Raw genomic sequence first — 24,300 nt, 5'->3', positions numbered from 1 at the left:
TGTTTTAAAAAGCGTTGACTCAAAATCAACTATCCCTATAATGCGACTCCACACAGCGGGGGTGATTAGCTCAGTTGGTAGAGCATCTCCCTTACAAGGAGGGGGTCGGCGGTTCGAACCCGTCATCACCCACCACTCTTAACAGCGTGGCCCGCAGTGAACAGGTATGAAGATATGGGTGATTAGCTCAGTTGGTAGAGCATCTCCCTTACAAGGAGGGGGTCGGCGGTTCGAACCCGTCATCACCCACCATATCTGACCTGTTAAAGCAGTACTGAAGTACGAAGTGGGTGATTAGCTCAGTTGGTAGAGCATCTCCCTTACAAGGAGGGGGTCGGCGGTTCGAACCCGTCATCACCCACCACTTCGGGTCGTTAGCTCAGTTGGTAGAGCAGTTGACTTTTAATCAATTGGTCGCAGGTTCGAATCCTGCACGACCCACCAATTCAGAATAAAGCGCCTTTTGGGCGCTTTTTTCGTTTCCGGGGTACGGACGTGACCGTGCGGGATGAGAACCTGCTGCAGGTTCGACTGAATCGCTGGCGATTCAGGCTGATGCGTTAGCATCACCCGGAGGGCGAGGCCCACGATGGGCCGAGGCTATCCTGCACGACCCACCAATTCAGAATAAAGCGCCTTTTGGGCGCTTTTTTCGTTTCCGGGGCACGGACGTGACCGTGCGGGATGAGAACCTGCTGCAGGTTCGACTGAATCGCTGGCGATTCAGATTACGGACAAACTCAAATCAGGGCGCATCTTGCAGCGATGAATAGCTCAACTAGCAGGGAACAGGGTCAGAGGAGGAAAGCGTCCCGCGCCATGGACAAAAACGCCGGGAGCGTTTTTGAACAACGCAGAGCGTTGGCCCGGCAACGGGCGCACCTCAGGGATGAGGTAAGTAATCGCGCGGGCCGAGCGAGCCATGGATGGCGGTTTTAGCGTCTTTCCGATCTGACCCTGTTTCCTGCGCTGGCTCGCTCTCACTGCCATCAGTCCAGACTTTGTCGACAATCTGAAGGCCTGTAAGGCGCTTTTTTCGTTTCTGCTGTTTAGACATTGGCTTGTAGATAAGCTCCCTTCTTTTCCAAACCTTAACAATCTCCGCGCTAAAGTCGTTTCACTGCGTGCCGATAACGTATGTGACGACTTACAGGGAGAAAATGATGTCTTCAATTTCCGGAATTTTAAGCAGTGCGGTCAGTAGCGGTGACAGCGGCGGCAGTGTTGCTTCTCAGGTCGCAGCCCTGAATAAACAGATTCAGAATGTCTTAACCCAGGTCAAAGAGCTGGCCGACAACAAAGAGCTGACTGACGAACAGAAAGCTGAAATGCAGCAGATGTATCAGTCGCAGCTCACCATGCTGCAGGCACAGATTGCGCAGCTGGAGCAGAAGCAGGCGGAGCAGGATCAGCCAAAAAGTGACAGCACGCCTGTCAGTGCGAACAAAGCAGACGGCATTAACCGCCCTACCGACACCAATAAAGTGGACGTCTATATCTAAAACGCGGGGCTGGCTTCGCGTTGTTGCGCCAGCAGCGCTGCCTGCTGGCGCACCTCCTGCCAGATCGCTTCGGCAGCAGGCGTCAGCGAGCGGTTTTTACGTTTGATCAGCGTCAGGCTGCGATTAATTTCCGGATAAAGACGACGCACACTAAGGTCACGATCGGCCGGTAACGGTAATGCCAGCGCGGGCAGAATACTGATGCCGATCCCCACTTCTACCATCGGAAACAGCGTAGCGGGATGGCCAATTTCCTGCACCACTTGCGCCCTGATGTTCTGCTGCTGCATCGCCGCATCAATCAGTACCCGACTGCCGGACGCGTAATCCTGCAGCACCATGGTGCGACCATCCAGCATCGACCATTCAGCCCTTTCCACCTGCGCCAGCGGATCATCATCGCGGCACAACAGCAGGAAAGGCTCATCCAGAATCGCGATGCTATCAAAATCACTGTCGCTGAGCGGCCCAATCACAATCCCGAAGTCGACCTCGGCGTTACGCACACTTTGCAGCACCCACTGCTGAGCGCGATCGTGCAGTATCACTTTGATATCGGGAAAGTGCTGCTGACTGGCAGCCAGACATTGCGGCATAAGATGCGCAGAGATGGTCTGGCTGGCTGCCACTCTGACGGTGCCACTGCGCTGCTCCCCAAAACTGCGGATATCCAGCAGCGTCGTATGAATCTCCTCCAGCAGGCGCTCCATCCGTGACGCCAGCTGCTTGCCTGCCTCGGTCAGCATCACCTCACGCGTGGTGCGATCCAGCAGCCGGACGCCGGTTTCCGCTTCCAGCTCTTTAATACTGTGGCTGACTGCCGACTGACTCAGACCTATCGCCTGCCCCGCCTGACTGAAACCACCGTAGTGTGCCACTGCAATAAAAGTCCGAAGCTGACGCAGGGTATAATTCATCGATTATGCTCATAGATTAATTCAATAAATCAATTTTATTTCTAAAACCAATTCACGCACAATCGCGCTATTGAAAAATTTACCGGATTTTAACAATGGGCTTTTTAAAACTCGATCCGATGATGGTCAAACTCATCATCACCGTGCTGCTGGCGTCGTTCCTGCCAGCGAAAGGGATCTACGTCGATGTCTTCAGCTACCTCGCGACGGCAGCGATAGCACTGTTATTCTTTATGCACGGTGCCAAACTTTCGCGTGAAAAAATCATCGCAGGCAGCAGCCACTGGCAGCTGCATCTGTGGATTATGTTCAGCACCTTTGTGTTGTTTCCCGCGCTGGGTCTGCTGCTGGTCTGGTGGCATCCGGTTGATGTCGGTCCGGAAATTTATACCGGCTTTATCTACCTCTGTATCCTGCCAGCCACCGTTCAGTCCGCTATCGCGTTTACCTCTATGGCAGGCGGTAACGTTGCAGCAGCGGTGTGCAGCGCCTCGGCATCAAGCCTGCTGGGTGTATTTATTTCGCCGTTGCTGGTGAACCTGGTGATGGATATTCACAGCAGCGCGCCCAGCGACGGTCTGGAGCAGATCGGTAAAATTATGCTGCAACTCATGGTGCCATTCATTCTGGGCCACCTCTCTCGTCGCTGGATCGGTGGCTGGGTTGAGAAACATCGCAGCCTGATTGGCAAAACTGACCAGACCTCGATTTTGCTGGTCGTTTATTCCGCCTTCAGTGAAGCCGTGGTGAATGGCATCTGGCATCGCGTTGGCTTGACTACGCTGCTGTGGATTGTGGCAGGTTCAATCATCCTGCTGACCGCCGTGCTGATTATCAACCTGCTGGCCTCGCGCCTGTTCCGCTTTAAACGTGCCGACGAGATTGTGGTGCTGTTTTGTGGCTCGAAGAAGAGTCTGGCGAACGGGGTGCCCATGGCGAATATTCTGTTCCCGGCCAGCACCGTGGGGATTATCGTGCTGCCGCTGATGATTTTCCATCAGGTTCAGCTGATGGTCTGCTCGTTTATTGCCGGCCGTTACAAGAAGACCAATGAGAAACAGCAACAGCAGACGCTGAAGGTTAAAGATTCGGTGATGGAGTCACAGAAGTAGAACAGGTGCCCGCCTGCGCGGGCACAGTTACTTGCGGGTCTGGAGCGGTTTAACTAATCCCTCCAGACCTTCAATTTTTATTGTCAGAGTCAACTGCATCAAATCCCCCAACAGCCCCGACGGGAAGTCGCCACTGCGGGCAAACCACAGCAGATAAGGTTCAGGCAGATCGATCAGCATCTGCCCTTTATATTTCCCAAACGGCATCGGCGTATTGGCTATCGCCACCAGCTGGTGTTCATCCATCTCAGGCCCCCAGCAGGCGAATCATTTCCGCTTCATCAATCACCTCTATGCCCAGTTCCTGTGCTTTCGCCAGTTTGGAACCGGCAGCTTCTCCGGCAATCAGCAGATCGGTTTTCTTCGATACGCTGCCGCTGACTTTTGCGCCGAGCGCGACGAGCTGCGCTTTGGCATCATCACGGTTCATCTGCGACAGCGAGCCGGTCAGCACCACCGTTTTCCCCGCGAACGGACTGTCGATCTCTTCGGCTTTCACTACCACCACCTGCGGCCAGTGAATGCCGATCTCTTCGGTCAGCTGACGGATAACTTCACGGTTGCTCTCCTCTTCCATGAAGTTGCGAACGTGTGTGGCAACAACTTTGCCCACATCCGGTACCGCAATGAGCGCCTCAAGATCGGCATCCATCACCTTCTGCAGCTCACCAAAATGGTTAGCCAGATTAGCGGCGGTAGCTTCACCCACTTCACGAATGCCCAGCGCATAGAGGAAGCGTGCCAGCGTGGTCGACTTCGCTTTCTCCAGCGCATCTACAACGTTTTGCGCTGATTTCGGCCCCATGCGATCCAGTCCGGTCAGCTTGCCCGCCGTGAGACGGAACAGATCGGCTGGCGTACTCACGTACTCTTTCTCCACCAGCTGGTCGATAATCTTATCGCCCATGCCATCCACATCCAGCGCCCGACGTGAGACAAAATGCTTCAGTGCCTCTTTGCGCTGTGCGCCGCAGATCAAGCCGCCGGTGCAGCGCGTGACTGATTCGCCTTCAACCCGTTCAACCTCAGAACCGCAGACCGGACAATGGGCAGGAAATACCACCTCTCGCGTCTCTTCAGGTCGCTCCGCGATAACCACGTTGACGACCTGCGGAATCACATCGCCGGCGCGGCGAATCACAACTCGATCACCGATGCGTAAACCCAGCCGTTCGATTTCGTCTGCATTATGCAGTGTGGCATTGCTGACGATAACGCCTGCGACCTGCACCGGCTCCAGGCGAGCTACTGGCGTGATAGCGCCTGTGCGGCCAACCTGAAATTCGACGTCGCGCACCCAGGTCAGCTGTTCCTGTGCCGGGAACTTAAAAGCAATCGCCCAGCGCGGCGCTCGCGCCACAAAGCCCAGCTGCTCCTGCAGCGCCTGTGAATCGACTTTGATTACGACGCCATCGATATCAAAACCCAGGTTTGGACGCTGTTGCTCAATTTCCCGATAGAACGCCAGGGCTTCCTCCGCATTATGCACCCGCTTAATGCGGTCGCTGACCGGCAGGCCCCAGGCTTTAAACTGTTGCAGGCGCGCCATGTGGCTGTGTGGCATCTCACCGCCTTCCAGCAGGCCAAAACCGTAGCAGAAAAATGTCAGCGGACGTTTGGCGGTAATGCGCGGATCGAGCTGACGCAGAGAACCCGCTGCTGCATTACGCGGGTTAGCAAAAACTTTGCCGTCTGTCCGACGCGCTTCTTCATTAAGCTTCTCGAAGCCGCGCTGCGTCATAAACACCTCGCCGCGCACTTCCAGCCGGGCCGGGATGTTGTCGCCCTTCAGCCGCAGCGGGATAGCGCGAATGGTCCGGACGTTGGCGGTAATGTTCTCACCGGTCGTGCCGTCACCGCGCGTCGCGGCCTGAACCAGCAGGCCATTTTCATACATCAGGCTGACCGCAGCGCCATCGAGCTTGAGTTCACAGCAGTAAGTAATGTCCTCACTGTTTTTCAGCCGATCCTGTACCCGCTTGTTGAAAGCCATAAATGTGGCTTCATCAAACGCGTTGTCCAGCGACAGCATCGGCACTTCATGGCGAACCTGCTCAAATACCGTCAGCGGCGCAGCACCCACACGCTGGGTGGGCGAATCCGGTGTAATGAGATCGGGATGTTCCTCTTCCAGCTGACGCAGTTCACGCATCAGGCGATCGTATTCAGCATCCGGCACTTCCGGCGCATCCATGACGTGGTAGAGATATTCGTGATGGCGCAGCGTGGTGCGCAGTTCGGTGATGTGATCCTGGACGGATTTCATAAAGCCCCATCAGATAAAAAACCCCCGACAGGCGGGGGTTTGTTTTAACAATTCAGATAGCGTTTAGCGCAGGTGTCAGACGCCAACCACATCGCGGATACGCGCTTTGTAAGTTTCCAGCTTCTGTGGCGTCATCATGCGACGCTCATCGTCCAGCACCACGCCACCAACATCATCAGCGATACGCTGTGCAGACTGCAGCATCAGCTTGAAGTTCTGATTCGCATCGCCATAAGAGGGCACCATCATAAAGATGGAGATACCAGGCGTGCTGAAATCGGTCATCATGTCAGGATTGAACGAACCTGGCTTAACCATGTTAGCCAGACTGAACAGCACCGGACCACTGCCTGCCGGACTAAGATGACGATGGAAAATATTCATTTCACCAAACTGGAAGCCCGCCTGCAGAATACCCTGCAGCAACGCTTCACCGTTCAGTTCGCCGCCCGAATGGGCAGCAACATGCAGCACCAGTACGGCTTCTTTCGGTTTTTCTGCTGGCGCTTTAGCCGCGGGTTGTTCAGGCGCAGGAGGCGCTGACACCTCAGGCTGCGGTTGTGGCTCAGGTTCAGCCTGGTACTGCGGCGCAGGCTGCACAGACTCCAGCGGATCCAGATCCAGCAACGGGTCGGCCTGAACAGGCGGCGCGACGAAAGTCTGCGCTGGCTGCTGACGCACCGGTTCAGGGCGCGGCTGTGGAGCAGGCTTAGGTGCCGTAGTGAATAGCGGATCGCTGTCAGGTTCGGGTTGCGGTGCGGGTCGTGGCGCAGGCTGACGCACAGGCTCAGCGGGCGCTTGCTTACGCGGCGCTTCTGGCTGTGGTTCGCGGATCTCATCGAAACGCGGTTCCTGATGGACGTTGCGCTCAGAACGAACACGAACCTCGCCGACGCCGTCATCTTCGTCGTCAATCAGGTCCTGCTCATCATGGTCATCACGTTGTTTTAGACGTTTGTGCGGGCGATCGCGGAACACTGACGAACGCTCTTTACGGCTGGTCCACAGCCCGTGAAGAAGGAGCGCTATAATGGCGATCGCGCCAACAACGATTAATATCAGACGCAAATCCTGCATCATTGTATTCTCTGTTGTTCCAATACCTTGCCACCGCGGCAAACTTTATCCTCTAACTGTATTTGCCCTGCTACACAAGTGCAAGTCTGTGCAGTATTTTCTGACAAATAAGATAGGCAACCCACGCTTTTTCGCTGTTTTTTTACCCAAACGGCACCTGGCCTGGAGAAAAAGCCAGGTTATAGTGAGCGCGCCTTAACACCTTCAGGAGAATTGGCTTTATGGCCCTTGAGAATTCCGTCTCAAATTTTAACGGCATGCACTACTTTAGCCAGGGCTGGAAACTGGTCCGTCTGCCTGGCATTCGCCGCTTTGTGGTGATGCCACTGCTGATCAACATCATTATGCTGGGCGGCGCATTCGTCTGGCTGTTCTATCGCCTCGGCGACTGGATTCCACGCCTGATGGCCCATATTCCCGACTGGCTGCAGTGGCTGAGTTATCTGTTGTGGCCATTGTCGGTGATTGCGATTGTACTGGTGTTCAGCTATTTCTTCTCAACGCTGGCAAACCTGATTGCTGCTCCATTCTGCGGCCTGCTGGCCGAACAGCTCGAAGGCCGCCTGACCGGTAAGCCTCTGCCCGACAGTGGCTGGGCGGGAATGATTAAAGATGTGCCGCGCATTATGAAGCGCGAGATGCAAAAACTGGGCTATTACCTGCCCCGCGCGCTGGGACTGTTGCTGCTCTACTTTATTCCGGGATTTGGTCAGACGGTGGCGCCCGTGCTGTGGTTCCTGTTCAGTGCCTGGATGTTATCCATTCAGTATTGCGACTACCCGTTCGACAACCACAAAGTGCCTTTTCAGCAAATGCGAAACGCCCTGCGCCGGCACAAAACGGCCAACATGCAGTTTGGCGCGCTAACCAGCCTGTTCACCATGATTCCGATTCTTAATCTGGTGATTATGCCGGTTGCCGTTTGTGGTGCCACCGCCATGTGGGTTGACCGTTACCGGCCGCAACTGGCCCGCAGTGAGGTGCGCTAGTCACACCCGCACGCCTTATGCTCTTTTTAGCAGGGCTTATTGCCGGGCGAAATATAGATATACGATTTCTTTCCTTCCGCCCCCAGGCAGAACAGGTATGCTCATAGCGTTCCCAATAATTCATACAGTTAAGGACAGGCTATGAGTAAGATCTATGAAGACAACTCTTTGACAATTGGTCATACGCCATTGGTTCGACTGAACCGCATCGGTAACGGCCGCATCCTTGCGAAAGTTGAATCCCGTAACCCGAGCTTCAGCGTAAAATGCCGTATCGGTGCCAATATGATTTGGGACGCAGAAAAACGCGGTATTCTGAAGCCCGGTGTTGAACTGGTTGAACCGACCAGCGGTAACACCGGTATTGCGCTGGCCTATGTTGCCGCAGCACGCGGCTACAAATTAACCCTGACGATGCCAGAAACCATGTCAGTGGAACGTCGTAAATTGCTGAAAGCGCTGGGGGCTAAGCTGGTGCTGACCGAAGGTGCTAAAGGCATGAAAGGCGCTATCAGCAAAGCGGAAGAGATTGTCGCCAGCGATCCGGACCGATATGTCCTGCTGCAGCAGTTCAGCAATCCGGCTAACCCGGAAATCCATGAGAAGACCACCGGCCCGGAAATCTGGGAAGACACGGATGGCGAAGTGGATGTCTTTATCGCAGGTGTCGGCACCGGCGGTACGCTGACCGGGGTGAGCCGCTATATCAAAAACACCAAAGGCAAGAAAGACCTGATAACCGTCGCCGTTGAGCCAACGGATTCACCGGTAATTGCTCAGGCGCTGGCGGGTGAAGAGATCAAGCCTGGTCCACACAAAATTCAGGGTATCGGCGCAGGCTTTATTCCGGGCAACCTTGAGCTGAATCTGGTGGACCGCGTAGTGGCGATCACCAATGATGAAGCGATCAGCACAGCGCGTAAGCTTATGGAAGAGGAAGGTATTCTGGCCGGTATCTCATCCGGTGCTGCCGTCGCCGCCGCGCTGAAGCTGCAGGAAGACGAAACCTTCGCGAATAAAAATATTGTGGTCATTCTCCCCTCCTCCGGCGAACGCTATCTGAGTACGGCTTTGTTTGCCGATCTCTTCACAGAAAAAGAGCTGCAGTAGCAGCGGCAGATAGTCTGAAAATGGAGAAAAAAGCACCCGCCTGGGTGCTTTTTTGTGGTGCAGATCTCACTTTCATAACCCGGCAGATTGATTTCAGTGACGCCGATCTGGTATTCAGACTGCCAATTATTTCGATGCCTGAAATTAATCCGCCTTTGAAGTGGATCAAGCTGAATCGATTTACGGATTCAGTGAAACGGCGAATCACGGCATAATTAACCGGTGACGTGTAGAATCGGTTTTGAGAAGCAACGGAATGTAGATTTGACGCCTGCGCGTCTTTGGTCAGCATGATGCTATACCCGCGCACCTACACAGGCTAAAGTGAAGGCTCCAGGCTAGACTTTAGATCCATAACACTCATCCTGATAACGTTGGGGAAATAGAATGTTCCAGCAAGAAGTTACCATTACTGCACCAAACGGTCTGCATACTCGCCCAGCTGCGCAATTCGTAAAAGAAGCCAAAGCTTTCCAGTCAGAAATTACCGTGACCTCTAACGGTAAATCAGCAAGCGCGAAAAGCCTGTTCAAGCTGCAGACATTGGGTTTAACCCAGGGAACGGTTGTGACGCTTTCTGCAGAAGGCGAAGATGAGCAGAAAGCAGTTGAGCATCTGGTCAAACTGATGGCTGAACTGGAGTAATCTCCGCTCAGCTCTCCAGCCAATCGACTCCTCTGCGCCATTGAGTGCAAACATCTTGATCGCGGACAACCTGTCCGCGTTATTGCTTTCGTAGAGTACGTGTCCCGCGACAATGGCACCGCATAGAGTCCCATCAGCCATCGTGATTAAAAGGTAGCGTTATGATTTCAGGCATTTTAGCATCACCAGGTATCGCTTTCGGCAAAGCACTGCTGCTGAAAGAAGACGAGATCGTCATCAACCGCAAGAAAATTTCTGATGATCAGGTTGAGCAGGAAGTACAACGCTTCCTTGATGGCCGTAGCAAAGCGGCATTACAACTGGAAGCGATTCGCGTCAAAGCGGGTGAAACCCTCGGTGAAGAGAAAGCAGCCATCTTCGAAGGCCACATCATGTTGCTGGAAGATGAAGAGCTGGAGCAGGAAATCATCGATCTGATTAAAAAAGATCACGCTTCTGCCGATGCTGCTGCCTACTCTGTTATTGATGGCCAGGCGAAAGCTCTGGAAGAGTTAGATGACGAATACCTGAAAGAGCGTGCGGCTGACGTACGTGACATCGGTAAACGTCTGCTGCAAAACATCCTCGGTCTGCACATTGTTGACCTGAGCGCTATTCCGGACGAATCCATTCTGGTGGCAAAAGATTTAACGCCGTCAGAAACCGCACAGCTGAACCTGAAAAAGGTGCTGGGCTTTATCACCGATCTGGGTGGCCGTACCTCACACACTTCAATCATGGCGCGCTCGCTGGAGATCCCAGCCATTGTCGGCACCGGCAATGTGACCGTCACGGTTAAAAACGGCGATTTCCTGATCCTGGATGGCGTTAACAATGCGATTCACGTCAATCCTTCTGAAGCGATTCAGGAAGAGCTGAAAGCCGTACAGAATCAGTATCTGTCGGAAAAACACGAATTAGCCAAGCTGAAAGATCTGCCAGCCGTCACGCTGGATGGTCACCAGGTTGAAGTCTGCGCCAACATCGGTACCGTGCGCGATATCGCCGGTGCTGAGCGCAATGGCGCTGAAGGCGTTGGTCTTTATCGTACCGAATTCCTGTTCATGGACCGTGACTCTCTGCCAAGCGAAGAAGAGCAGTTCCAGGCGTACAAAGCCGTTGCTGAAGCGATGGGTTCACAAGCCGTTATCGTTCGTACCATGGACATCGGCGGTGACAAAGATCTGCCTTACATGAACCTGCCGAAAGAGGAGAACCCGTTCCTCGGCTGGCGTGCTATCCGCATCGCTATGGATCGCAAAGAGATTCTGCATGCGCAGCTGCGTGCTATCCTGCGCGCCTCCTCCTTCGGTAAACTGCGCATCATGTTCCCGATGATCATTTCGGTTGAAGAAGTTCGCAGTCTGAAAGCGGAACTGGAACTGCTGAAAGCGCAGTTGCGCGAAGAAGGTAAAGCCTTTGATGAAAGCATCGAAGTCGGCATCATGGTGGAAACCCCGGCTTCAGCCGTGATTGCGCATCATCTGGCGAAAGAAGTCGACTTCTTCAGTATTGGGACAAACGATCTGACGCAGTATACTCTGGCGGTCGATCGTGGTAATGATTTGATCTCGCACCTGTACAACCCAATGACGCCGTCTGTGCTTAACTTAATCAAGCAAGTCATTGATGCATCTCACGCTGAAGGTAAATGGACCGGCATGTGTGGTGAGCTGGCAGGTGATGAACGTGCTACACTACTGTTACTGGGAATGGGGCTGGACGAGTTCAGCATGAGTGCCATTTCTATCCCTGGCATCAAGAAAATCATTCGTAATACTAATTTTGAAGATGCGAAGGCATTGGCAGAGCAGGCACTGGCTCAACCGACAGCGGAAGACCTGATGAACCTGGTAAACAAGTTTATTAAGGAAAAAACGCTCTGCTAATCTGCATGATGCTGGCCCCAAATTACTGCTTAGGAGAAGATCATGGGTTTGTTTTCTAAACTTTTTGGCGAAAAAACGGATAGCGCTGGGACAATTGACATCGTAGCGCCTCTGTCAGGCGAAATCGTGAATATTGAAGACGTACCAGATGTGGTGTTTGCAGAGAAAATCGTGGGCGACGGTATTGCTATCAAACCCAGCGGCAACAAAATGGTTGCGCCTGTTGATGGCACTATCGGTAAGATTTTTGAAACCAATCACGCTTTTTCGATCGAATCAGACAACGGCATTGAGCTGTTTGTCCACTTCGGTATCGATACGGTAGAACTGAAAGGTGAAGGCTTCAAACGCATCGCTGAAGAAGGCCAGAAGGTCAAAAAAGGCGATGTGGTTATCGAGTTCGATCTGCCGTTGCTGGAAGAGAAAGCGAAATCAACCCTGACACCGGTTGTTATCTCCAACATGGATGAAATCAAGGAATTGATTAAGCTGTCTGGCCAGGTCACCGTCGGCGAAACGCCGGTGATTCGCATCAGAAAGTAAGTATGCGTTGATATCATAACGGCACCTGCGGGTGCCGTTATCGTTTCTGCAATACACCTTTTCAGGGCTGCCAGTGTGGCAGACGCAGCGTCAGTTCAAGTCCACCTTCTGGCCGGTTCCGGGCATCAACCTCACCATGATGCGCCAGTACGACCTTGCGCACGATAGCCAGACCCAGACCATACCCTTTACCCATCAGCGGCGAATTTACCCGCACAAACGGGTCAAAGATGCTGGAGAGTTTATCCTCGTCGACACCCGGCCCCTGATCGCACACCTGAATCGCCAGCCACTGCGCTTCTGCGCGCAAATGCACCTCAATCCGCTGTCCTGGCAGAGAGAAACGCAGCGCGTTACGTAACACGTTCTCTACGCCGCGCCGTATCAGCTCGGCATTGCCTCGCACGGTGTAATCAGCCTCGGCATCGACATGCAGCTCAACCTGCACACCGGGAATCTGCGCTTCATAACGGACATCAGTAAGGACTGCCTCCAGTAAACCAGTCAGGTCAAAATATTGCTCATCCGGAATGCTTTCATGCTCGGCCCGCGACAGCGTCAGCAGTTCGCCAATCATCTTGTCCAGCCGACGCGCCTCTTCATCAATGCGATCAAGCGAACTGTTTACGCTCTCTGGCGTCTGTCTGGCCAGTCCGGTAGCCAGCTGAAGTCGTGCCAGCGGTGAACGAAGCTCATGCGAGATATCGTGCAGTAGCTCTTCACGGGCGCGCACCAGGGTGTCCAGCCGCTCGACCATGGCATCAAAGGCTTCTGCAACGTTTGAGATCTCGTCGTGGCGCTTTCGCATGATCGGGAATAGCCGCACACGTAAATCACCCTCGGCGACGCGGGAAAATCCCTCACACAGCTGACGCATAGGCCGCGTCAGATTCCAGGCCAGCAACAGGCTGAACAGCAATCCCACCGAACCGGCAAAGATGAAAATCGGCTCAGGAATATTCAGAAATTTGCGTGGCATCAGATTATGCATGCTGTCTTTGCGCATGCCATCCAGGTCGTAACGCAGCTGATACTCTTTGCCATCAGCACCCTGAACCCAGCGCACCACCTCTTCAGGAAGACGCCCCACATAATCCAGATTGCCGCTGTTTTGTGATTGTGGCGATTTTGCCTGCTGCGTCACATGGAAAAACTGTCGATCGCTGTTATCCCAGTCCGACAGCATCGCATTCAGCGCGTCGGGCCCGCTGCGCGCCAGCACCGATGCGGCAGAAGTCATCTGCAGATCGACAATGCGCCGGATAGCCACAATTTCAGGCGGTTCGTGACGTTTACCGGAGAGCGTAAAACCCAGCCAGATAAGCTGACTCATGATGACAAAAACAATCCAGAAGCCGATAAAAATCTTCCAGAACATGCGTCCACGGTAACTCTGTTTCATCGAATGCGGTAACCGATGCTGCGAACGGTTTCAATGTTGATGCTGTCAGCAGTTAATGCACTGAGCTTCTGACGGATATTGCTGATATGCACATCGACACTGCGGTCATAGGCTTCACGCGGACGACCCAGCCCCTTCTCAGAGAGCTCATCTTTCGACACCACCCGATCCGGGGCGCGCAGCAGTAAATCCAGCAGGTTAAATTCCGATGCCGTCAGATCGAAGGCTCGCCCCTGCCATTCACTCATGCGGGTAGCCGGATTCAGCGTCAGCTCGCCCCAGCGCAGCGGCTCTCTGGCATCAGGTTGCGGAACCTGCTCTTCGAAACGACGCAATACGGCGCGCAGGCGGGCCACCAGTTCCCGGGGATAGCAGGGCTTTGGCATATAGTCATCTGCACCCATCTCCAGACCGATCACCCGATCAATGTTATCGCCTTTGGCGGTCAGCATAATCACCGGAATCCGGCTGTTCTGGCGTACCTGCCGCAGTACATCAATACCACTCATGTCGGGCAGCATAATGTCCAGAATAATGGCGGTGAACTCACCTGATAGCGCGCCCTGAATACCGGCGCTGCCGGTCAGAACCAGCTGCGCATCGAACCCCTCGGCGATCAGGTACTGGCTTAGCATCGTGCCTAATTCAACGTCATCATCAACAAGCAAAATTTTCATGTTTATCTCTCGACAGAATTGGCGCTATTTTGTCCTGTACCGGGCGTTCGTGCAGCCTGATTTACGCGATCCTTACAGATTCAGTCTATCTGGCGCGTGAAATACTGTTAAAAAAAAGCCTGTGGGCAGCAAACGCTGCGCACAGGCTGGGTTCCCGCATCAGCAAAGATTACTGATGATAGAGTCCGGTAGAGAGATAGCGATCGCCGCGATCGCAGGCGATCGCCACCACCACGCTGCCCGGATTAGCCTGCGCAATGCGCAGCGCCCCCGCAACCGCGCCGCCTGAACTGACGCCACAAAAAATACCTTCACGGCGTGCCAGCGCCCGCATCGTTTCTTCCGCTTCTTTCTGCGCCATATCCATCACATCATCCACCAGATCGGGACGGTAGATGCCCGGCAGATAGGCCAGTGGCCAGCGGCGAATGCCCGGAATGCTGCTGCCTTCACTCGGCTGTAAACCGATCACCTTCACGCCCGTGTTGTTCTCTTTCAGGTAACGCCCTACGCCGGTGATGGTGCCGGTCGTGCCCATGCTGGAGACAAAATGGGTCATGCGCTGATTCGACTGCTGCCACAACTCTGGCCCGGTCGTCTGATAATGGCCCAGCGGGTTATCAGGATTATTGAACTGATCCAGCACCCGCCCTTCACCACGCGCGGCCATTGCCTGCGCCAGATCGCGTGCGCCTTCCATGCCCTGCTCTCGCGGCACCAGAATCAGCTCCGCGCCGTAGGCACGCATCGCATCCTGCCGCTCCTGACTCATGTTGTCTGGCATCAGCAGGCGAAGACGATAGCCTTTCATCGCTGCGATCATCGCCAGTGCAATGCCGGTATTGCCGCTGGTGGCTTCAATCAGCTGATCGCCGGGTGAAATGTCACCGCGCAGCTCTGCCTGATTGATCATCGACCAGGCTGCGCGATCTTTTACCGAACCCGCCGGATTATTACCTTCCAGTTTGAGCCAGACCTCACTGCCGTTGGCAGGCGTCAGGCGCTGCAACTTAATCAGCGGGGTATTGCCGATGGTATTTTCAAGAGTCGTCACGGTCTGCTTCCTGGCCTGTTACAAACGAGAGGCGAAAAAAAGGCGGGAGTCACACTCCCGCCCGTTGTTGATGAGAAAATATCAGGCGCTTTGTGCAAAGGCAACCGGGCGCAACGGTGTGTCACCTTTATAGAGGCGCGCCTGCTGCAGGCCTACGAAGAGACGCTCGCCACGAATCGGGGCCGTCTGATCACCTTCAAACACCAGCGAGAACGGCTCGCTCTGCCAGCCAGCAGGCTGCACCACCAGCTGCCAGAAGTGGCCACGCGGGCTCACTTCCAGCACCTGCACCGGTAACGGGGTTTCCAGACTGCTGCGGCGTGACACGTCGATTTCCCACGGACGCAGGAACAGCTCCACGGCGCCCTGATGTGCCGAGGTATAGCCCAGCGGCCAGTGATGCGCGCCCACGTGGAACTGCGATCCCTGAATTTCGCCATCAAAGCGATTCACTTCACCCAGGAACTCCAGCACAAAGCGGGTTGCTGGATCGCGCCACACATCATCTGGCGTGCCGACCTGTTCGATGTTGCCCTGGCTCATCACCACCACGCGATCGGCGACTTCCATCGCCTCTTCCTGGTCATGGGTCACAAACACACTGGTGAATTTAATCTCTTCATGCAGCTGACGCAGCCAGCGGCGCAGCTCTTTACGTACCTGAGCATCCAGCGCGCCAAAGGGTTCATCCAGCAGCAGAATCTGAGGTTCAACCGCTAATGCACGCGCCAGGGCCACACGCTGTTTCTGGCCGCCCGACAGCTGTGCCGGGAAGCGATTCGCCAGATGGGCCAGCTGCACCATCTCCAGCAAACGGGTGACACGTTGTTTGATCTCCGCCATTGAAGGACGTTCACGACGCGGCAGGACGGTCAGGCCAAAGGCGATGTTGTCGAACACCGTCATATGACGGAACAGCGCATAGTGCTGAAACACAAAACCGACCTGACGGTCGCGCGCATGCAGGCGGCTGACATCGTTGCCATGAAAACGGATCTGACCGCTGTTCTGATGCTCCAGCCCGGCGATAATACGCAGCAGCGTGGTTTTACCCGAGCCTGATGGGCCAAGCAGCGCCACCATTTCACCCGAGGCAATATCCAGAGAGATATCGTTCAGCACCGAGGTGCGACCAAAGGACTTGTTGATCTTGTTAATCTCAATGCTCATGATTTCCCTCCTGTTGCAGGCGTTTGTGCTGTTGCTCTAAACGCCACTGCACAATGCTTTTCAGAAACAGCGTCACAATTGCCATCAGGGTTAACAGTGCGGCTGCGGTGAACGCGCCAACGGTGTTGTAGTCCTGATGCAATAATTCAACCTGAAGCGGTAACGTATAGGTCTCACCGCGAATCGATCCCGAGACCACCGAGACCGCACCAAATTCACCAATCGCACGGGCGTTGGTCAGCACGATGCCGTACAGCAGCGCCCAGCGTATGTTCGGCAGCGTCACACGACGGAACATCTGCCAGCCAGAGGCGCCTAACAACACCGCCGCTTCATCTTCATGACTGCCCTGACTCAGCATCACCGGAACCAGTTCGCGGACCACAAACGGACAGGTCACAAACACCGTCGCCAGCACCATACCCGGCCAGGCAAACATAATCTGGATGTTATGCGCATCCAGCCAGCCGCCTGCCGGACCATTCACGCCCCAGAACAGCAGGTACATCAGACCGGCGACAACCGGCGACACGGCAAAAGGAATATCGAACAGGGTCAGCAGCAGCTGACGTCCCGGAAAGGTAAAGCGCGTGACCAGCCAGGCAAGCAGCGTGCCGAATACCAGGTTAACCGGAACGGTAATCAGTGCCACCATGACAGTCAGCCAGATAGCGTGCAGCATGTCCGGGTCGGCCAGATTGCTGAGCGCCACGATCAGGCCCTGATTCAGCGCCTCCCAGAAGATGGAGGCCATCGGCACCACCAGCAGCAGAACAGAAATCAGTACGCCAGTACCAATCAGCAGCCACTTACCCCAGTTCACCGGCTGACGCGCCGCGTGATTAAGTTGTGAAACCTCAGCCATTAGTGACCTCCCAGACGACGGCCAAAGCGGCTCTGTAATGTGTTAATCGCGAATAACAGAATCAGCGAAGCCGTCAGGATCACCGAGGCGATGGCGCTGGCCGCCGGATAGTCGAACTCCTGCAGCCGGACAAAAATCATCAGGGAGGTCACTTCGGTTTTCCAGGCGATGTTACCGGCAATGAAAATCACCGCACCAAACTCACCCAGGCTGCGCGTAAAGGAGAGTGCCGTACCGGCCAGCAGCGCAGGGGCCACCTCTGGCAGCACCACGCGGCGGAAGCTCTGCCACGGCGTAGCACCCAGGGTTTCGGCGGCCTCTTCATATTCCGGGCCTAACTCTTCAAGCACCGGCTGTACGGTTCGTACCACAAACGGAATGCTGGTAAAGGCCATGGCAATGGCGATACCAATCCATGTGTAGGAAATTTTGATGTCGAAATGGGCGAACCACTGTCCGTACCAGCCGTTGACCGAAAAGAGTCCGGCCAGGGTGAGACCTGCTACGGCGGTAGGCAGTGCAAAGGGCAGATCCATCAGACCGTCCAGCAACGCACGGCCCGGGAAGCGATAACGGGTCAGAATCCACGCCATTAGCATGCCGAACACGGCATTAAATAGTGACGCAACACCGGCAGAGAGCAGCGTCACTTTATAGGCGGCAATCAGCTGCGGATTAGTCACCACATCCCAGTACTGCTGCAGCGTCATCTGCGACAGCTGCATGATCACCGCGCTGATCGGCAGCAGCAGAATCAGGCAGGTAAAGAGCAGGCTGGTGCCAAGGCTGAGACCAAAGCCGGGCAATACGCGTTTATGGCTGGCTGCAAACATTATCCGCGCCCCGCCGCTAACAATTTATCGAGCTCACCGCCGCTGACAAAGTGCGTTTTCATTACCTTGTCCCAGCCGCCAAAGGCATCTTCCACCCGGAACAGGCTGGTCTGCGGAAAGCGATCTTTCTGCGCTGCCATCAGCTGTGGATTATTCACGCGATAGTAGTAGTGCGTAATAATATTCTGCGCTTCTGGGGTGTAGAGATAGTTCAGGTATGCGCTGGCCGCATCTGCGGTTTTGTTGGTGGCGACGTTCTTATCCACCCACGCCACCGGAAACTCCGCCAGAATATTGGTTTTCGGCACCACGACTTCATATTCATCTTTGCCGTACTGGTTACGGATGTTATTCACTTCCGACTCAAAGCTAATCAGGACGTCGCCCAGACCGCGCTCAGCAAAAGTCGTCGTCGCGCCACGACCACCGGTATCAAACACTTCCACGTTTTTAAGGAACTGCGTCATAAAGGCCTGCGTTTTGGCCTGATCGCCGCCATCGGCTTTGTCCGCTGCGCCCCAGGCGGCCAGATAGGTGTAGCGGCCATTACCGGACGTTTTCGGATTCGGGAAAATCAGCTTCACATCGCTGCGGGTCAGATCTGACCAGTCGTGAATCTGCTTTGGATTTCCTTTGCGCACCAGAAACGCCATGGTGGAGTAGAAAGGTGAGCTGTTGTTCGGCAGACGGCTTTTCCAGTCTGCGGCAATCAGGTTGCCTTTATCGTGCAGCACCTGCACATCCGTCACCTGATTGTAGGTCACCACATCCGCGCGCAGTCCCTGCAGGATAGCCAGCGCCTGTTTTGATGAACCGGCATGTGACATCTTGATAGTGAGCGGATCGCCTGGATGTGTGGCATCCCACTGTTTAACAAACGGAGCATTCAGGGCAACAAACAGCTCCCGCGACACATCGTAAGAGCTATTAAGAAGTTCAGTGGCGTTGGCTGCGCCAGCAAGGCTCAGCGACAACGCGATACCGCTCACGATTTTTTTCATCGCTTGTAATGTCATTTGGCACCCTGAAAAATTTTGATGCGGATCTCACCCGCTGATGCATCAGTTTATTTATAACTCAGTGAAAACCAGTAACGGTTTTATATATCGTTTAATGATTTCAAAGTCGAAAAAAGCATAAGACGGCGGCAGAGTTTATGCACAAATCAGCAAAAGCCGATGGGGAGATGGAACCGCGTGCAGCGTGGGCTGGCAGGGGTTCTGAGCTGTTCAGCGGCCGCCAGGGGGGCGGCGCGCTGATAAGGCAGGCTTAACGCTGCCAGACAATCTTGCTGATTTTCCAGTTTTTCAGGGTATCGTCAGAAGGCATCAATCCTTCCGGCCCGTGCCAGTCGCCATGATAGACATAAGTCAGATGCTGACTGCCTGGCGCACGGCACGCCACGTCACGCGCGTCGGGGCCGCTGGCTAAGGTGCAGTTGTCGAAGGCTTTGCTGAACTTATTACTGAAGGCATCACCCACTTTGCTGCCGTCGCTGCTGGCGATCGCGCTATCCATGACCTCGATACGATCGACCTGCGACTCTCCATAAATTACCAGCTTAACTTTGCCATCATTCAGCGCCTGCCAGAATGAAATCACCTGACCATTCTCGCTACGCATGCCCTGTCGCAGCGAATAGTCACCGTTCAGTCCGGCACTGATCGCGTCCTCTTTCATGGCGGTCGAGGCGGTTAACCCACCCACGCCCTGTTCAGTCGCGGTCAGCGTGGAACCAAACCAGTTCCATGGCAGCGCAGAAGACCAGTGATACGTCAGCGGATTCCACCAGCTTGCCTGCTGGCTGCTGTCAGCGCCGGAACCCGAACTGGCACAGCCGCTCAGTGCAACGGCGGCGATCAGTAGCGTGGAACGAACAGCTTTCATGAGAACTCCTGTAAATACGATGCCGGAAAGGCGGAAATAATTGGAGTCGCAAAGCGACAAAAAGTTTAGTTGAGATGGTGCTCGGGCAGAAAGCAGTCGCGGCAGCGGCGATTAAACTGCAGCCAGATCAGCGCCAGCAGGTCGAACAGCGTCAGCAACAAGGGCAGCGGTGAGCTGAGCAGATCACCCTGCACAAACTGCCAGCCCTGCCAGAGGAGATTCACCAACAGCGACAGCGCCAGTACGCTGCGCCAGTGCTGCCAGAGTCGCGGCAGGCGCGTGCGATAACCGGTCAGCAGCAGGCCCGCCAGCGCGGGTAAACCCAGCGCCAGTCCAATCCAGAACGCCTGACGATCCGGATAGAACAGCGCCAGCAGATCGTTGCCCTGTTGCCGTGACGCGCCAGCCATCGCCAGCAGCAGCCAGGTTCGGGCCTGAAGCAACAGGATTAGCCAAAAAAGAAACGGCAGCCGTAGCTGCCCTTGCGCGTCGTATTCGTCCGGCTGATAGCCAGGCAACGGATTAGTATTCACGATCTTCAATCAGACGCTTACCAAACAGCAGCGCATCAACCGGCTCATAATCGAGCTTCTCATAAAACGCCACCACCTGATCGTTCTCTTCACGGATCATCAGATGCAGTTTCGGACAGCCTCGCGCGATCAGCTTTTTCTCCAGACGGTTCATCAGCGCATTCGCGAAGCCGCGTCCCTGATAGTCAGGATGCACCGCCAGGTAATACGCCGCGCCACGGTGACCATCGTAACCGCCCATCAGCGTGCCAACGACGACACCGCCCACTTCAGCGACCAGAAAGAGATCGGGGTCGTGATTCATTTTGCGTTCGATATCCAGCTCCGGATCGTTCCATGGCCGTAACAAATCGCAACGTTCCCATAAGGTGATCACTTCTTCAAAATCTTCCTGGCGGAAGGCGCGGATTTCCATCTTCTTTACCTGCAAATAAGCACAATTTGCTGATTATCACGCATTCTCTGCTGCACGCAACCCTCCATGGCGAGGGACAAATAAAAAAGCGCAAATTTCCTGTTCGCGACCTGCAATACAAAGTAATGCCCTGAAATGTTTCTGTGATCGCAGGCAGCAGAGGCTTAGGCTATAACACCGGCAAGATTCCTGTTACCGGACCCCCACATGCACCTGCTTAAACGTTTGATTCATCGTCGTCAGTTACTGCTTTCCGGGCTGGCGCTAGCCATTTTAACGCCGCGTGCGGTTCAGGCTAAAGAAAAAACCCTGACCGGAGCAAATCCTCATACGCGCCCGGCTCCACCAGCGAAAAACGGCAAACGCATCGTCATGATCGATCCTGGCCACGGTGGCATCGACTCCGGTGCTGTTGGCGAAGAGGGTTCAGAAGAGAAACACATCGTGCTGGAGATCGCTGGCAACGTGCAGCGCCAGCTCCAGAGCCATCCGCGCATTGAAGTGCGCCTGACCCGCGACAGCGACCATTTTATCCCGCTCTATCAGCGCGTCGAGATCGCGCATCAGCACGGCGCCGATCTCTTTATGTCGATTCATGCCGACGGCTTTACCAGCCCCGACGCCAGTGGCGCCTCCGTATTTGCGCTCTCTAATCGTGGGGCCAGCAGCTCCATGGCGCGTTACCTGTCACAGCGGGAGAACGATGCAGACAAACTGGGCGGCGTGAAAGCGCAGCAGCAGGATCACTATCTGCAGCAGATCCTGTTCGACCTGGTGCAGACTGATACCATCAAGAACAGCCTGACACTGGGCAAGCACGTACTGGACCAGATCCGACCGGTGCATCATCTTCATAGCCAGCACACCGAGCAGGCGGCCTTTGCGGTACTCAAGTCACCGTCGATCCCCTCCGTGCTGGTTGAGACTTCCTTTATTACCAATCCGCGCGAAGAGCAATTACTCGGCACGACGGCGTTTCGCCAGAAAATTGCCTCTGCAATTGCCAGCGGCATCGTCAATTACTTTGATGAGTTTGACCGCCGCAACGCCTGATGTGGGTAGCCGGTTTAGGTCCGGGCACTCGCCGTACTCATGCAAGCGGCGCGGTTTTGCGTATAATCGCGTCAGACTTTGACAAACGATAAGCGAAAAGATGGCTGATATTTCACGCGTAAAAGCATTCCTGCTCGCACTGCAGGATGAGATTTGTAACCAGCTGGCAGCTGAAGATGGCGGCGCACAGTTTGCCGAGGATAGCTGGCAGCGTCCTGGCGGCGGCGGCGGTCAGAGCCGCGTCCTGCGCAATGGCGCGGTGTTTGAGCAGGCAGGCGTCAACTTTTCGCATGTGCATGGCGATCAGATGCCAGCATCAGCGACCGCGCACCGGCCAGAGCTGGCGGGTCGTAGCTTTGAAGCGATGGGGGTCTCTCTGGTGATCCACCCGAACAATCCCTATGTGCCCACCAGTCACGCCAACGTGCGCTTCTTTATCGCCGAGAAACCGGGTGCCGATCCAGTCTGGTGGTTTGGCGGCGGCTTTGACCTGACCCCCTTTTATGGCTTCGAAGAAGATGCGCTGCACTGGCATCAGACTGCAGCAAACATTTGTCAGCCTTTTGGTGAAGATGTTTATCCACGCTACAAAAAATGGTGTGACGACTATTTTTATCTGAAGCATCGTGATGAGCAGCGCGGCATTGGCGGTCTGTTTTTTGACGATCTCAATACGCCCGACTTTGAGCAGAGCTTCAGCTTTATGCAGTCGGTAGGCCGCGGCTTTATCGATGCTTATCGGCCCATTGTGGCGCGCCGTAAAGATCATCCTTGGGGCGATCGTGAGCGCCAGTTCCAGCTCTACCGCCGTGGTCGCTATGTGGAGTTTAATCTGGTGTGGGACCGTGGCACGCTGTTTGGCCTGCAGACCGGTGGCCGCACAGAATCGATCCTGATGTCGATGCCACCGCTGGTGCGCTGGGAATATGATTACCAGCCCGAGGCCGACTCTCCAGAAGCGGCTCTCTATCGCGATTTCCTGCCGGTAAAAAACTGGCTGAACCTGCCCGTCTGATTTCTTCTGCCGCTGCAGCGCGAGCCTGCTTCCGCGCTGCGCTTACCTCTCTCCTGATCGGTTTATTCTTTTTTACAGGGCACGGATTGCTACAGTGCAGCCTGCGTCATTCCGCGTGACTGCTATGCTTACAGATGGAATATGGCGCATCCCACGGTAAAAACCGCATGACGGCTCCTTCGCACCGCCTCGCAGCGCAACAATCAGAGAAACCGCATTTCCATCAGAAAGTCTCTGTTGCAATGTTATGGGTTCGCGTTACCGGTAGCAGAACATGCCACAGACCGGCTGCGAGGCCTGAGGTGCTCCCTGTTCGCTTTCATTTTTCTTTTCAAGGAGTTTAGAGATGAATCAGTTAGAAGCCCTAAAACAGTTCACCACCGTGGTGGCGGACAGTGGTGATATCGAATCGATTCGTAATTACCATCCGGAAGACGCTACCACCAACCCCTCACTCATTCTGAAAGCGTCCGGTCTCGAAGGGTATAAACACCTGATGGATGACGCGATTGAGTACGCCAAAAAACAGGGTGGCAGCAAAGAGACCCAGATTATTAATGCCAGCGACAAAGTGGCGATTAACCTCGGTATGGAAATCCTGAAGAGCATACCGGGCCGTGTTTCGACCGAAGTGGATGCGCGCCTCTCCTTCGATCGTGGCATGTGTGTCACCAAAGCAGAAAAACTGATTCGGATGTATGAAGAGCACGGTATCGACCGCTCTCGCGTACTGATTAAGCTGGCGTCGACCTGGGAAGGTATCCGTGCAGCAGAAGAGCTGGAGAAAAACGGCATTAAGTGCAACCTGACACTGCTCTTCTCCTTTGCCCAGGCGCGTGCCTGTGCCGAAGCGGGCGTGTTCCTGATCTCCCCGTTTGTTGGCCGCATCTACGACTGGTACAACTCACGCAAGCCAATGGAACCCTATGTGGCGGATGAAGATCCCGGCGTGAAGTCTGTGCGTCGCATTTACGATTACTACAAAAAGCACCGTTACAGCACCATCATCATGGGTGCCAGCTTCCGTAAAGTGGAGCAGATTATCGCGCTGGCGGGCTGCGATCGCCTGACGATCTCCCCTAACCTGCTGGAAGAGATGCAGAACAGTGATGCGCCGCTGGAGCGCAAACTGGAGCCCTCCACAGAAGGCTTCCATCAGCCATCGCCGCTCTCCGAAGCGGAGTTCCGCTGGGAACATAACCAGGACCCGATGGCCGTTGAGAAACTCTCTGACGGCATCCGCCAGTTCGCGGTTGACCAGCAGAAACTGGAAGATGTGCTCGCCGCACGCCTGTAGTCCTCATTTTAATCGGGCGGGACATTCCCGCCCTGATGCATAACAAGGG

Annotated in this window: 25 protein-coding genes, 4 tRNA genes and 1 other RNA gene; 15 read left to right on the top strand and 15 right to left on the bottom strand. The window is 54.8% G+C overall.

The genetic code is table 11. The features are described from left to right. The first annotated feature begins 59 nt into the window (after positions 1 to 59). The 6 genes from NP77_RS07485 (at position 60) to NP77_RS07465 (ending at position 1,502) form a co-directional block, all read left to right on the top strand. Positions 60 to 135: transfer RNA gene (locus NP77_RS07485), tRNA-Val, on the top strand. A gap of 41 nt (positions 136 to 176) precedes the next feature. Then, a tRNA-Val gene (locus NP77_RS07480) sits at positions 177 to 252 on the top strand. Between the two features lie 36 nt (positions 253 to 288). Beyond that, positions 289 to 364: transfer RNA gene (locus NP77_RS07475), tRNA-Val, on the top strand. A 4-nt stretch (positions 365 to 368) separates the two neighbouring features. Further along, a tRNA-Lys gene (locus tag NP77_RS07470) sits at positions 369 to 444 on the top strand. A 43-nt stretch (positions 445 to 487) separates the two neighbouring features. Next, a non-coding RNA gene (locus NP77_RS22840) (RtT sRNA) lies at positions 488 to 620 on the top strand. Between the two features lie 543 nt (positions 621 to 1,163). Then, the gene (locus NP77_RS07465; RefSeq protein ID WP_008926525.1) at positions 1,164 to 1,502 is read left to right on the top strand and encodes a FlxA-like family protein; all 339 of its coding nucleotides are present in this window, start codon (positions 1,164 to 1,166) and stop codon (positions 1,500 to 1,502) included. On the opposite strand, the gene NP77_RS07460 is transcribed toward NP77_RS07465, so the two are convergent. Next, positions 1,499 to 2,419, bottom strand: a complete 921-nt coding sequence (locus tag NP77_RS07460) for a LysR family transcriptional regulator (RefSeq protein WP_008926526.1) — start codon at positions 2,417 to 2,419, stop codon at positions 1,499 to 1,501. The two genes, NP77_RS07465 and NP77_RS07460, sit on opposite strands and share 4 nt — an antisense overlap. Positions 2,420 to 2,514: 95 nt before the next feature. Here NP77_RS07460 and NP77_RS07455 point away from each other — a divergent pair, with 95 nt between their 5' ends. Continuing rightward, positions 2,515 to 3,531 (top strand): bile acid:sodium symporter family protein, encoded by a 1,017-nt coding sequence (locus tag NP77_RS07455; RefSeq protein WP_003848880.1) that lies wholly within the window; start codon positions 2,515 to 2,517, stop codon positions 3,529 to 3,531. Between the two features lie 27 nt (positions 3,532 to 3,558). Here NP77_RS07455 and NP77_RS07450 read toward each other — a convergent pair whose 3' ends face one another. The 3 genes from NP77_RS07450 to zipA form a co-directional block, all read right to left on the bottom strand. After that, positions 3,559 to 3,777, bottom strand: coding sequence for a DUF3820 family protein (locus NP77_RS07450; RefSeq protein WP_039659595.1), 219 nt, complete (start codon positions 3,775 to 3,777; stop codon positions 3,559 to 3,561). A 1-nt stretch (position 3,778) separates the two neighbouring features. Continuing rightward, positions 3,779 to 5,797 (bottom strand): NAD-dependent DNA ligase LigA, encoded by a 2,019-nt coding sequence (ligA, locus tag NP77_RS07445; protein WP_003848876.1) that lies wholly within the window; start codon positions 5,795 to 5,797, stop codon positions 3,779 to 3,781. A 75-nt stretch (positions 5,798 to 5,872) separates the two neighbouring features. After that, positions 5,873 to 6,877, bottom strand: coding sequence for a cell division protein ZipA (gene zipA / locus NP77_RS07440; protein ID WP_008926527.1), 1,005 nt, complete (start codon positions 6,875 to 6,877; stop codon positions 5,873 to 5,875). Positions 6,878 to 7,095: 218 nt separating this feature from the next. On the opposite strand from zipA, the gene cysZ reads away from it, so the two are divergent. After that, a complete protein-coding gene (gene cysZ / locus NP77_RS07435) occupies positions 7,096 to 7,863 on the top strand; it encodes a sulfate transporter CysZ (RefSeq protein WP_039659590.1) in 768 nt (255 codons plus the stop codon). A gap of 141 nt (positions 7,864 to 8,004) precedes the next feature. Continuing rightward, a complete protein-coding gene (cysK, locus tag NP77_RS07430) occupies positions 8,005 to 8,973 on the top strand; it encodes a cysteine synthase A (RefSeq protein ID WP_003848872.1) in 969 nt (322 codons plus the stop codon). Here the strand turns inward: cysK and NP77_RS23400 are convergent. Further along, positions 8,951 to 9,265, bottom strand: coding sequence for a hypothetical protein (locus NP77_RS23400; protein WP_153574537.1), 315 nt, complete (start codon positions 9,263 to 9,265; stop codon positions 8,951 to 8,953). The genes cysK and NP77_RS23400 overlap by 23 nt on opposite strands. A 95-nt stretch (positions 9,266 to 9,360) precedes the next feature. Between NP77_RS23400 and ptsH the strand changes: the two genes are divergently transcribed. The 3 genes from ptsH to crr all read left to right on the top strand — a co-directional run bounded on the left by ptsH (position 9,361) and on the right by crr (position 12,050). Then, positions 9,361 to 9,618, top strand: a complete 258-nt coding sequence (gene ptsH, locus NP77_RS07420) for a phosphocarrier protein Hpr (RefSeq protein WP_003848868.1) — start codon at positions 9,361 to 9,363, stop codon at positions 9,616 to 9,618. A 161-nt stretch (positions 9,619 to 9,779) separates the two neighbouring features. Next, positions 9,780 to 11,507, top strand: coding sequence for a phosphoenolpyruvate-protein phosphotransferase PtsI (gene ptsI / locus NP77_RS07415; RefSeq protein ID WP_003848857.1), 1,728 nt, complete (start codon positions 9,780 to 9,782; stop codon positions 11,505 to 11,507). A 42-nt stretch (positions 11,508 to 11,549) separates the two neighbouring features. Further along, positions 11,550 to 12,050 (top strand): PTS glucose transporter subunit IIA, encoded by a 501-nt coding sequence (gene crr / locus NP77_RS07410; RefSeq protein WP_008926530.1) that lies wholly within the window; start codon positions 11,550 to 11,552, stop codon positions 12,048 to 12,050. A gap of 61 nt (positions 12,051 to 12,111) precedes the next feature. Here crr and NP77_RS07405 read toward each other — a convergent pair whose 3' ends face one another. From NP77_RS07405 to NP77_RS07360, 10 genes are all read right to left on the bottom strand, one after another. After that, the gene (locus NP77_RS07405; protein WP_003848854.1) at positions 12,112 to 13,452 is read right to left on the bottom strand and encodes an ATP-binding protein; all 1,341 of its coding nucleotides are present in this window, start codon (positions 13,450 to 13,452) and stop codon (positions 12,112 to 12,114) included. After that, complete coding sequence (locus NP77_RS07400) at positions 13,449 to 14,129, bottom strand: response regulator transcription factor (protein WP_039659587.1); 681 nt, start codon at positions 14,127 to 14,129, stop codon at positions 13,449 to 13,451. Before NP77_RS07400 ends, NP77_RS07405 begins: the two co-directional genes overlap by 4 nt. Before the next feature lie 169 nt (positions 14,130 to 14,298). After that, positions 14,299 to 15,183 (bottom strand): cysteine synthase CysM, encoded by an 885-nt coding sequence (gene cysM / locus NP77_RS07395; RefSeq protein ID WP_003848848.1) that lies wholly within the window; start codon positions 15,181 to 15,183, stop codon positions 14,299 to 14,301. An 81-nt stretch (positions 15,184 to 15,264) separates the two neighbouring features. Beyond that, complete coding sequence (gene cysA, locus NP77_RS07390) at positions 15,265 to 16,353, bottom strand: sulfate/thiosulfate ABC transporter ATP-binding protein CysA (RefSeq protein ID WP_039659586.1); 1,089 nt, start codon at positions 16,351 to 16,353, stop codon at positions 15,265 to 15,267. Then, positions 16,343 to 17,218: a sulfate/thiosulfate ABC transporter permease CysW gene (cysW, locus tag NP77_RS07385; protein WP_008926532.1), complete on the bottom strand. Its 876-nt coding sequence runs from the start codon at positions 17,216 to 17,218 to the stop codon at positions 16,343 to 16,345. Before cysW ends, cysA begins: the two co-directional genes overlap by 11 nt. After that, positions 17,218 to 18,051, bottom strand: a complete 834-nt coding sequence (gene cysT / locus NP77_RS07380; protein ID WP_003848842.1) for a sulfate/thiosulfate ABC transporter permease CysT — start codon at positions 18,049 to 18,051, stop codon at positions 17,218 to 17,220. The genes cysW and cysT overlap by 1 nt, the downstream gene beginning before the upstream one ends. Further along, on the bottom strand, positions 18,051 to 19,067 hold the full coding sequence (locus tag NP77_RS07375) for a sulfate ABC transporter substrate-binding protein (protein WP_039659584.1): 1,017 nt from the start codon (positions 19,065 to 19,067) through the stop codon (positions 18,051 to 18,053). The genes cysT and NP77_RS07375 overlap by 1 nt, the downstream gene beginning before the upstream one ends. A gap of 253 nt (positions 19,068 to 19,320) precedes the next feature. Further along, positions 19,321 to 19,938, bottom strand: coding sequence for an RpoE-regulated lipoprotein (locus tag NP77_RS07370; protein WP_039659582.1), 618 nt, complete (start codon positions 19,936 to 19,938; stop codon positions 19,321 to 19,323). Positions 19,939 to 20,003: 65 nt separating this feature from the next. Continuing rightward, positions 20,004 to 20,471 carry a DUF2919 family protein gene (locus NP77_RS07365; RefSeq protein WP_039659581.1) on the bottom strand — a complete coding sequence of 156 codons (468 nt, stop codon included), beginning with the start codon at positions 20,469 to 20,471 and terminating at the stop codon, positions 20,004 to 20,006. Beyond that, positions 20,461 to 20,886 carry a GNAT family acetyltransferase gene (locus tag NP77_RS07360; RefSeq protein WP_003848834.1) on the bottom strand — a complete coding sequence of 142 codons (426 nt, stop codon included), beginning with the start codon at positions 20,884 to 20,886 and terminating at the stop codon, positions 20,461 to 20,463. Before NP77_RS07360 ends, NP77_RS07365 begins: the two co-directional genes overlap by 11 nt. A gap of 207 nt (positions 20,887 to 21,093) precedes the next feature. Here NP77_RS07360 and amiA point away from each other — a divergent pair, with 207 nt between their 5' ends. The 3 genes from amiA (at position 21,094) to tal (ending at position 24,251) form a co-directional block, all read left to right on the top strand. Next, entirely contained in the window at positions 21,094 to 21,939 is an 846-nt protein-coding gene (gene amiA, locus NP77_RS07355; RefSeq protein ID WP_008926534.1) for an N-acetylmuramoyl-L-alanine amidase AmiA, read from the top strand. A 100-nt stretch (positions 21,940 to 22,039) separates the two neighbouring features. Next, positions 22,040 to 22,954: an oxygen-dependent coproporphyrinogen oxidase gene (gene hemF, locus NP77_RS07350; protein ID WP_003848828.1), complete on the top strand. Its 915-nt coding sequence runs from the start codon at positions 22,040 to 22,042 to the stop codon at positions 22,952 to 22,954. Between the two features lie 346 nt (positions 22,955 to 23,300). Continuing rightward, positions 23,301 to 24,251, top strand: coding sequence for a transaldolase (gene tal, locus NP77_RS07345; protein WP_003848827.1), 951 nt, complete (start codon positions 23,301 to 23,303; stop codon positions 24,249 to 24,251). Positions 24,252 to 24,300: the final 49 nt, after the last annotated feature.

Origin of the sequence: Pantoea sp. MBLJ3 (assembly GCF_000816655.1) — a bacterium.
Taxonomy (GTDB): domain Bacteria; phylum Pseudomonadota; class Gammaproteobacteria; order Enterobacterales; family Enterobacteriaceae; genus Pantoea; species Pantoea eucalypti.
The sequence above is the reverse complement of the archived record's forward strand: the minus strand, read 5'-3'. Positions and strand labels throughout refer to the sequence as shown.

What these genes read in the sequence shown, in the direction of transcription:
- NP77_RS07465 (WP_008926525.1), top strand. Translation starts at nt 1,164, where the DNA reads ATGTCTTCAATTTCCGGAATTTTAAGCAGTGCGGTCAGTAGCGGTGAC.
- NP77_RS07460 (WP_008926526.1), bottom strand. Translation starts at nt 2,419, where the DNA reads ATGAATTATACCCTGCGTCAGCTTCGGACTTTTATTGCAGTGGCACAC.
- NP77_RS07455 (WP_003848880.1), top strand. Translation starts at nt 2,515, where the DNA reads ATGGGCTTTTTAAAACTCGATCCGATGATGGTCAAACTCATCATCACC.
- NP77_RS07450 (WP_039659595.1), bottom strand. Translation starts at nt 3,777, where the DNA reads ATGGATGAACACCAGCTGGTGGCGATAGCCAATACGCCGATGCCGTTT.
- ligA (WP_003848876.1), bottom strand. Translation starts at nt 5,797, where the DNA reads ATGAAATCCGTCCAGGATCACATCACCGAACTGCGCACCACGCTGCGC.
- zipA (WP_008926527.1), bottom strand. Translation starts at nt 6,877, where the DNA reads ATGATGCAGGATTTGCGTCTGATATTAATCGTTGTTGGCGCGATCGCC.
- cysZ (WP_039659590.1), top strand. Translation starts at nt 7,096, where the DNA reads ATGGCCCTTGAGAATTCCGTCTCAAATTTTAACGGCATGCACTACTTT.
- cysK (WP_003848872.1), top strand. Translation starts at nt 8,005, where the DNA reads ATGAGTAAGATCTATGAAGACAACTCTTTGACAATTGGTCATACGCCA.
- NP77_RS23400 (WP_153574537.1), bottom strand. Translation starts at nt 9,265, where the DNA reads ATGCTGACCAAAGACGCGCAGGCGTCAAATCTACATTCCGTTGCTTCT.
- ptsH (WP_003848868.1), top strand. Translation starts at nt 9,361, where the DNA reads ATGTTCCAGCAAGAAGTTACCATTACTGCACCAAACGGTCTGCATACT.
- ptsI (WP_003848857.1), top strand. Translation starts at nt 9,780, where the DNA reads ATGATTTCAGGCATTTTAGCATCACCAGGTATCGCTTTCGGCAAAGCA.
- crr (WP_008926530.1), top strand. Translation starts at nt 11,550, where the DNA reads ATGGGTTTGTTTTCTAAACTTTTTGGCGAAAAAACGGATAGCGCTGGG.
- NP77_RS07405 (WP_003848854.1), bottom strand. Translation starts at nt 13,452, where the DNA reads ATGAAACAGAGTTACCGTGGACGCATGTTCTGGAAGATTTTTATCGGC.
- NP77_RS07400 (WP_039659587.1), bottom strand. Translation starts at nt 14,129, where the DNA reads ATGAAAATTTTGCTTGTTGATGATGACGTTGAATTAGGCACGATGCTA.
- cysA (WP_039659586.1), bottom strand. Translation starts at nt 16,353, where the DNA reads ATGAGCATTGAGATTAACAAGATCAACAAGTCCTTTGGTCGCACCTCG.
- cysW (WP_008926532.1), bottom strand. Translation starts at nt 17,218, where the DNA reads ATGGCTGAGGTTTCACAACTTAATCACGCGGCGCGTCAGCCGGTGAAC.
- cysT (WP_003848842.1), bottom strand. Translation starts at nt 18,051, where the DNA reads ATGTTTGCAGCCAGCCATAAACGCGTATTGCCCGGCTTTGGTCTCAGC.
- NP77_RS07375 (WP_039659584.1), bottom strand. Translation starts at nt 19,067, where the DNA reads ATGACATTACAAGCGATGAAAAAAATCGTGAGCGGTATCGCGTTGTCG.
- NP77_RS07370 (WP_039659582.1), bottom strand. Translation starts at nt 19,938, where the DNA reads ATGAAAGCTGTTCGTTCCACGCTACTGATCGCCGCCGTTGCACTGAGC.
- NP77_RS07360 (WP_003848834.1), bottom strand. Translation starts at nt 20,886, where the DNA reads ATGGAAATCCGCGCCTTCCGCCAGGAAGATTTTGAAGAAGTGATCACC.
- amiA (WP_008926534.1), top strand. Translation starts at nt 21,094, where the DNA reads ATGCACCTGCTTAAACGTTTGATTCATCGTCGTCAGTTACTGCTTTCC.
- hemF (WP_003848828.1), top strand. Translation starts at nt 22,040, where the DNA reads ATGGCTGATATTTCACGCGTAAAAGCATTCCTGCTCGCACTGCAGGAT.
- tal (WP_003848827.1), top strand. Translation starts at nt 23,301, where the DNA reads ATGAATCAGTTAGAAGCCCTAAAACAGTTCACCACCGTGGTGGCGGAC.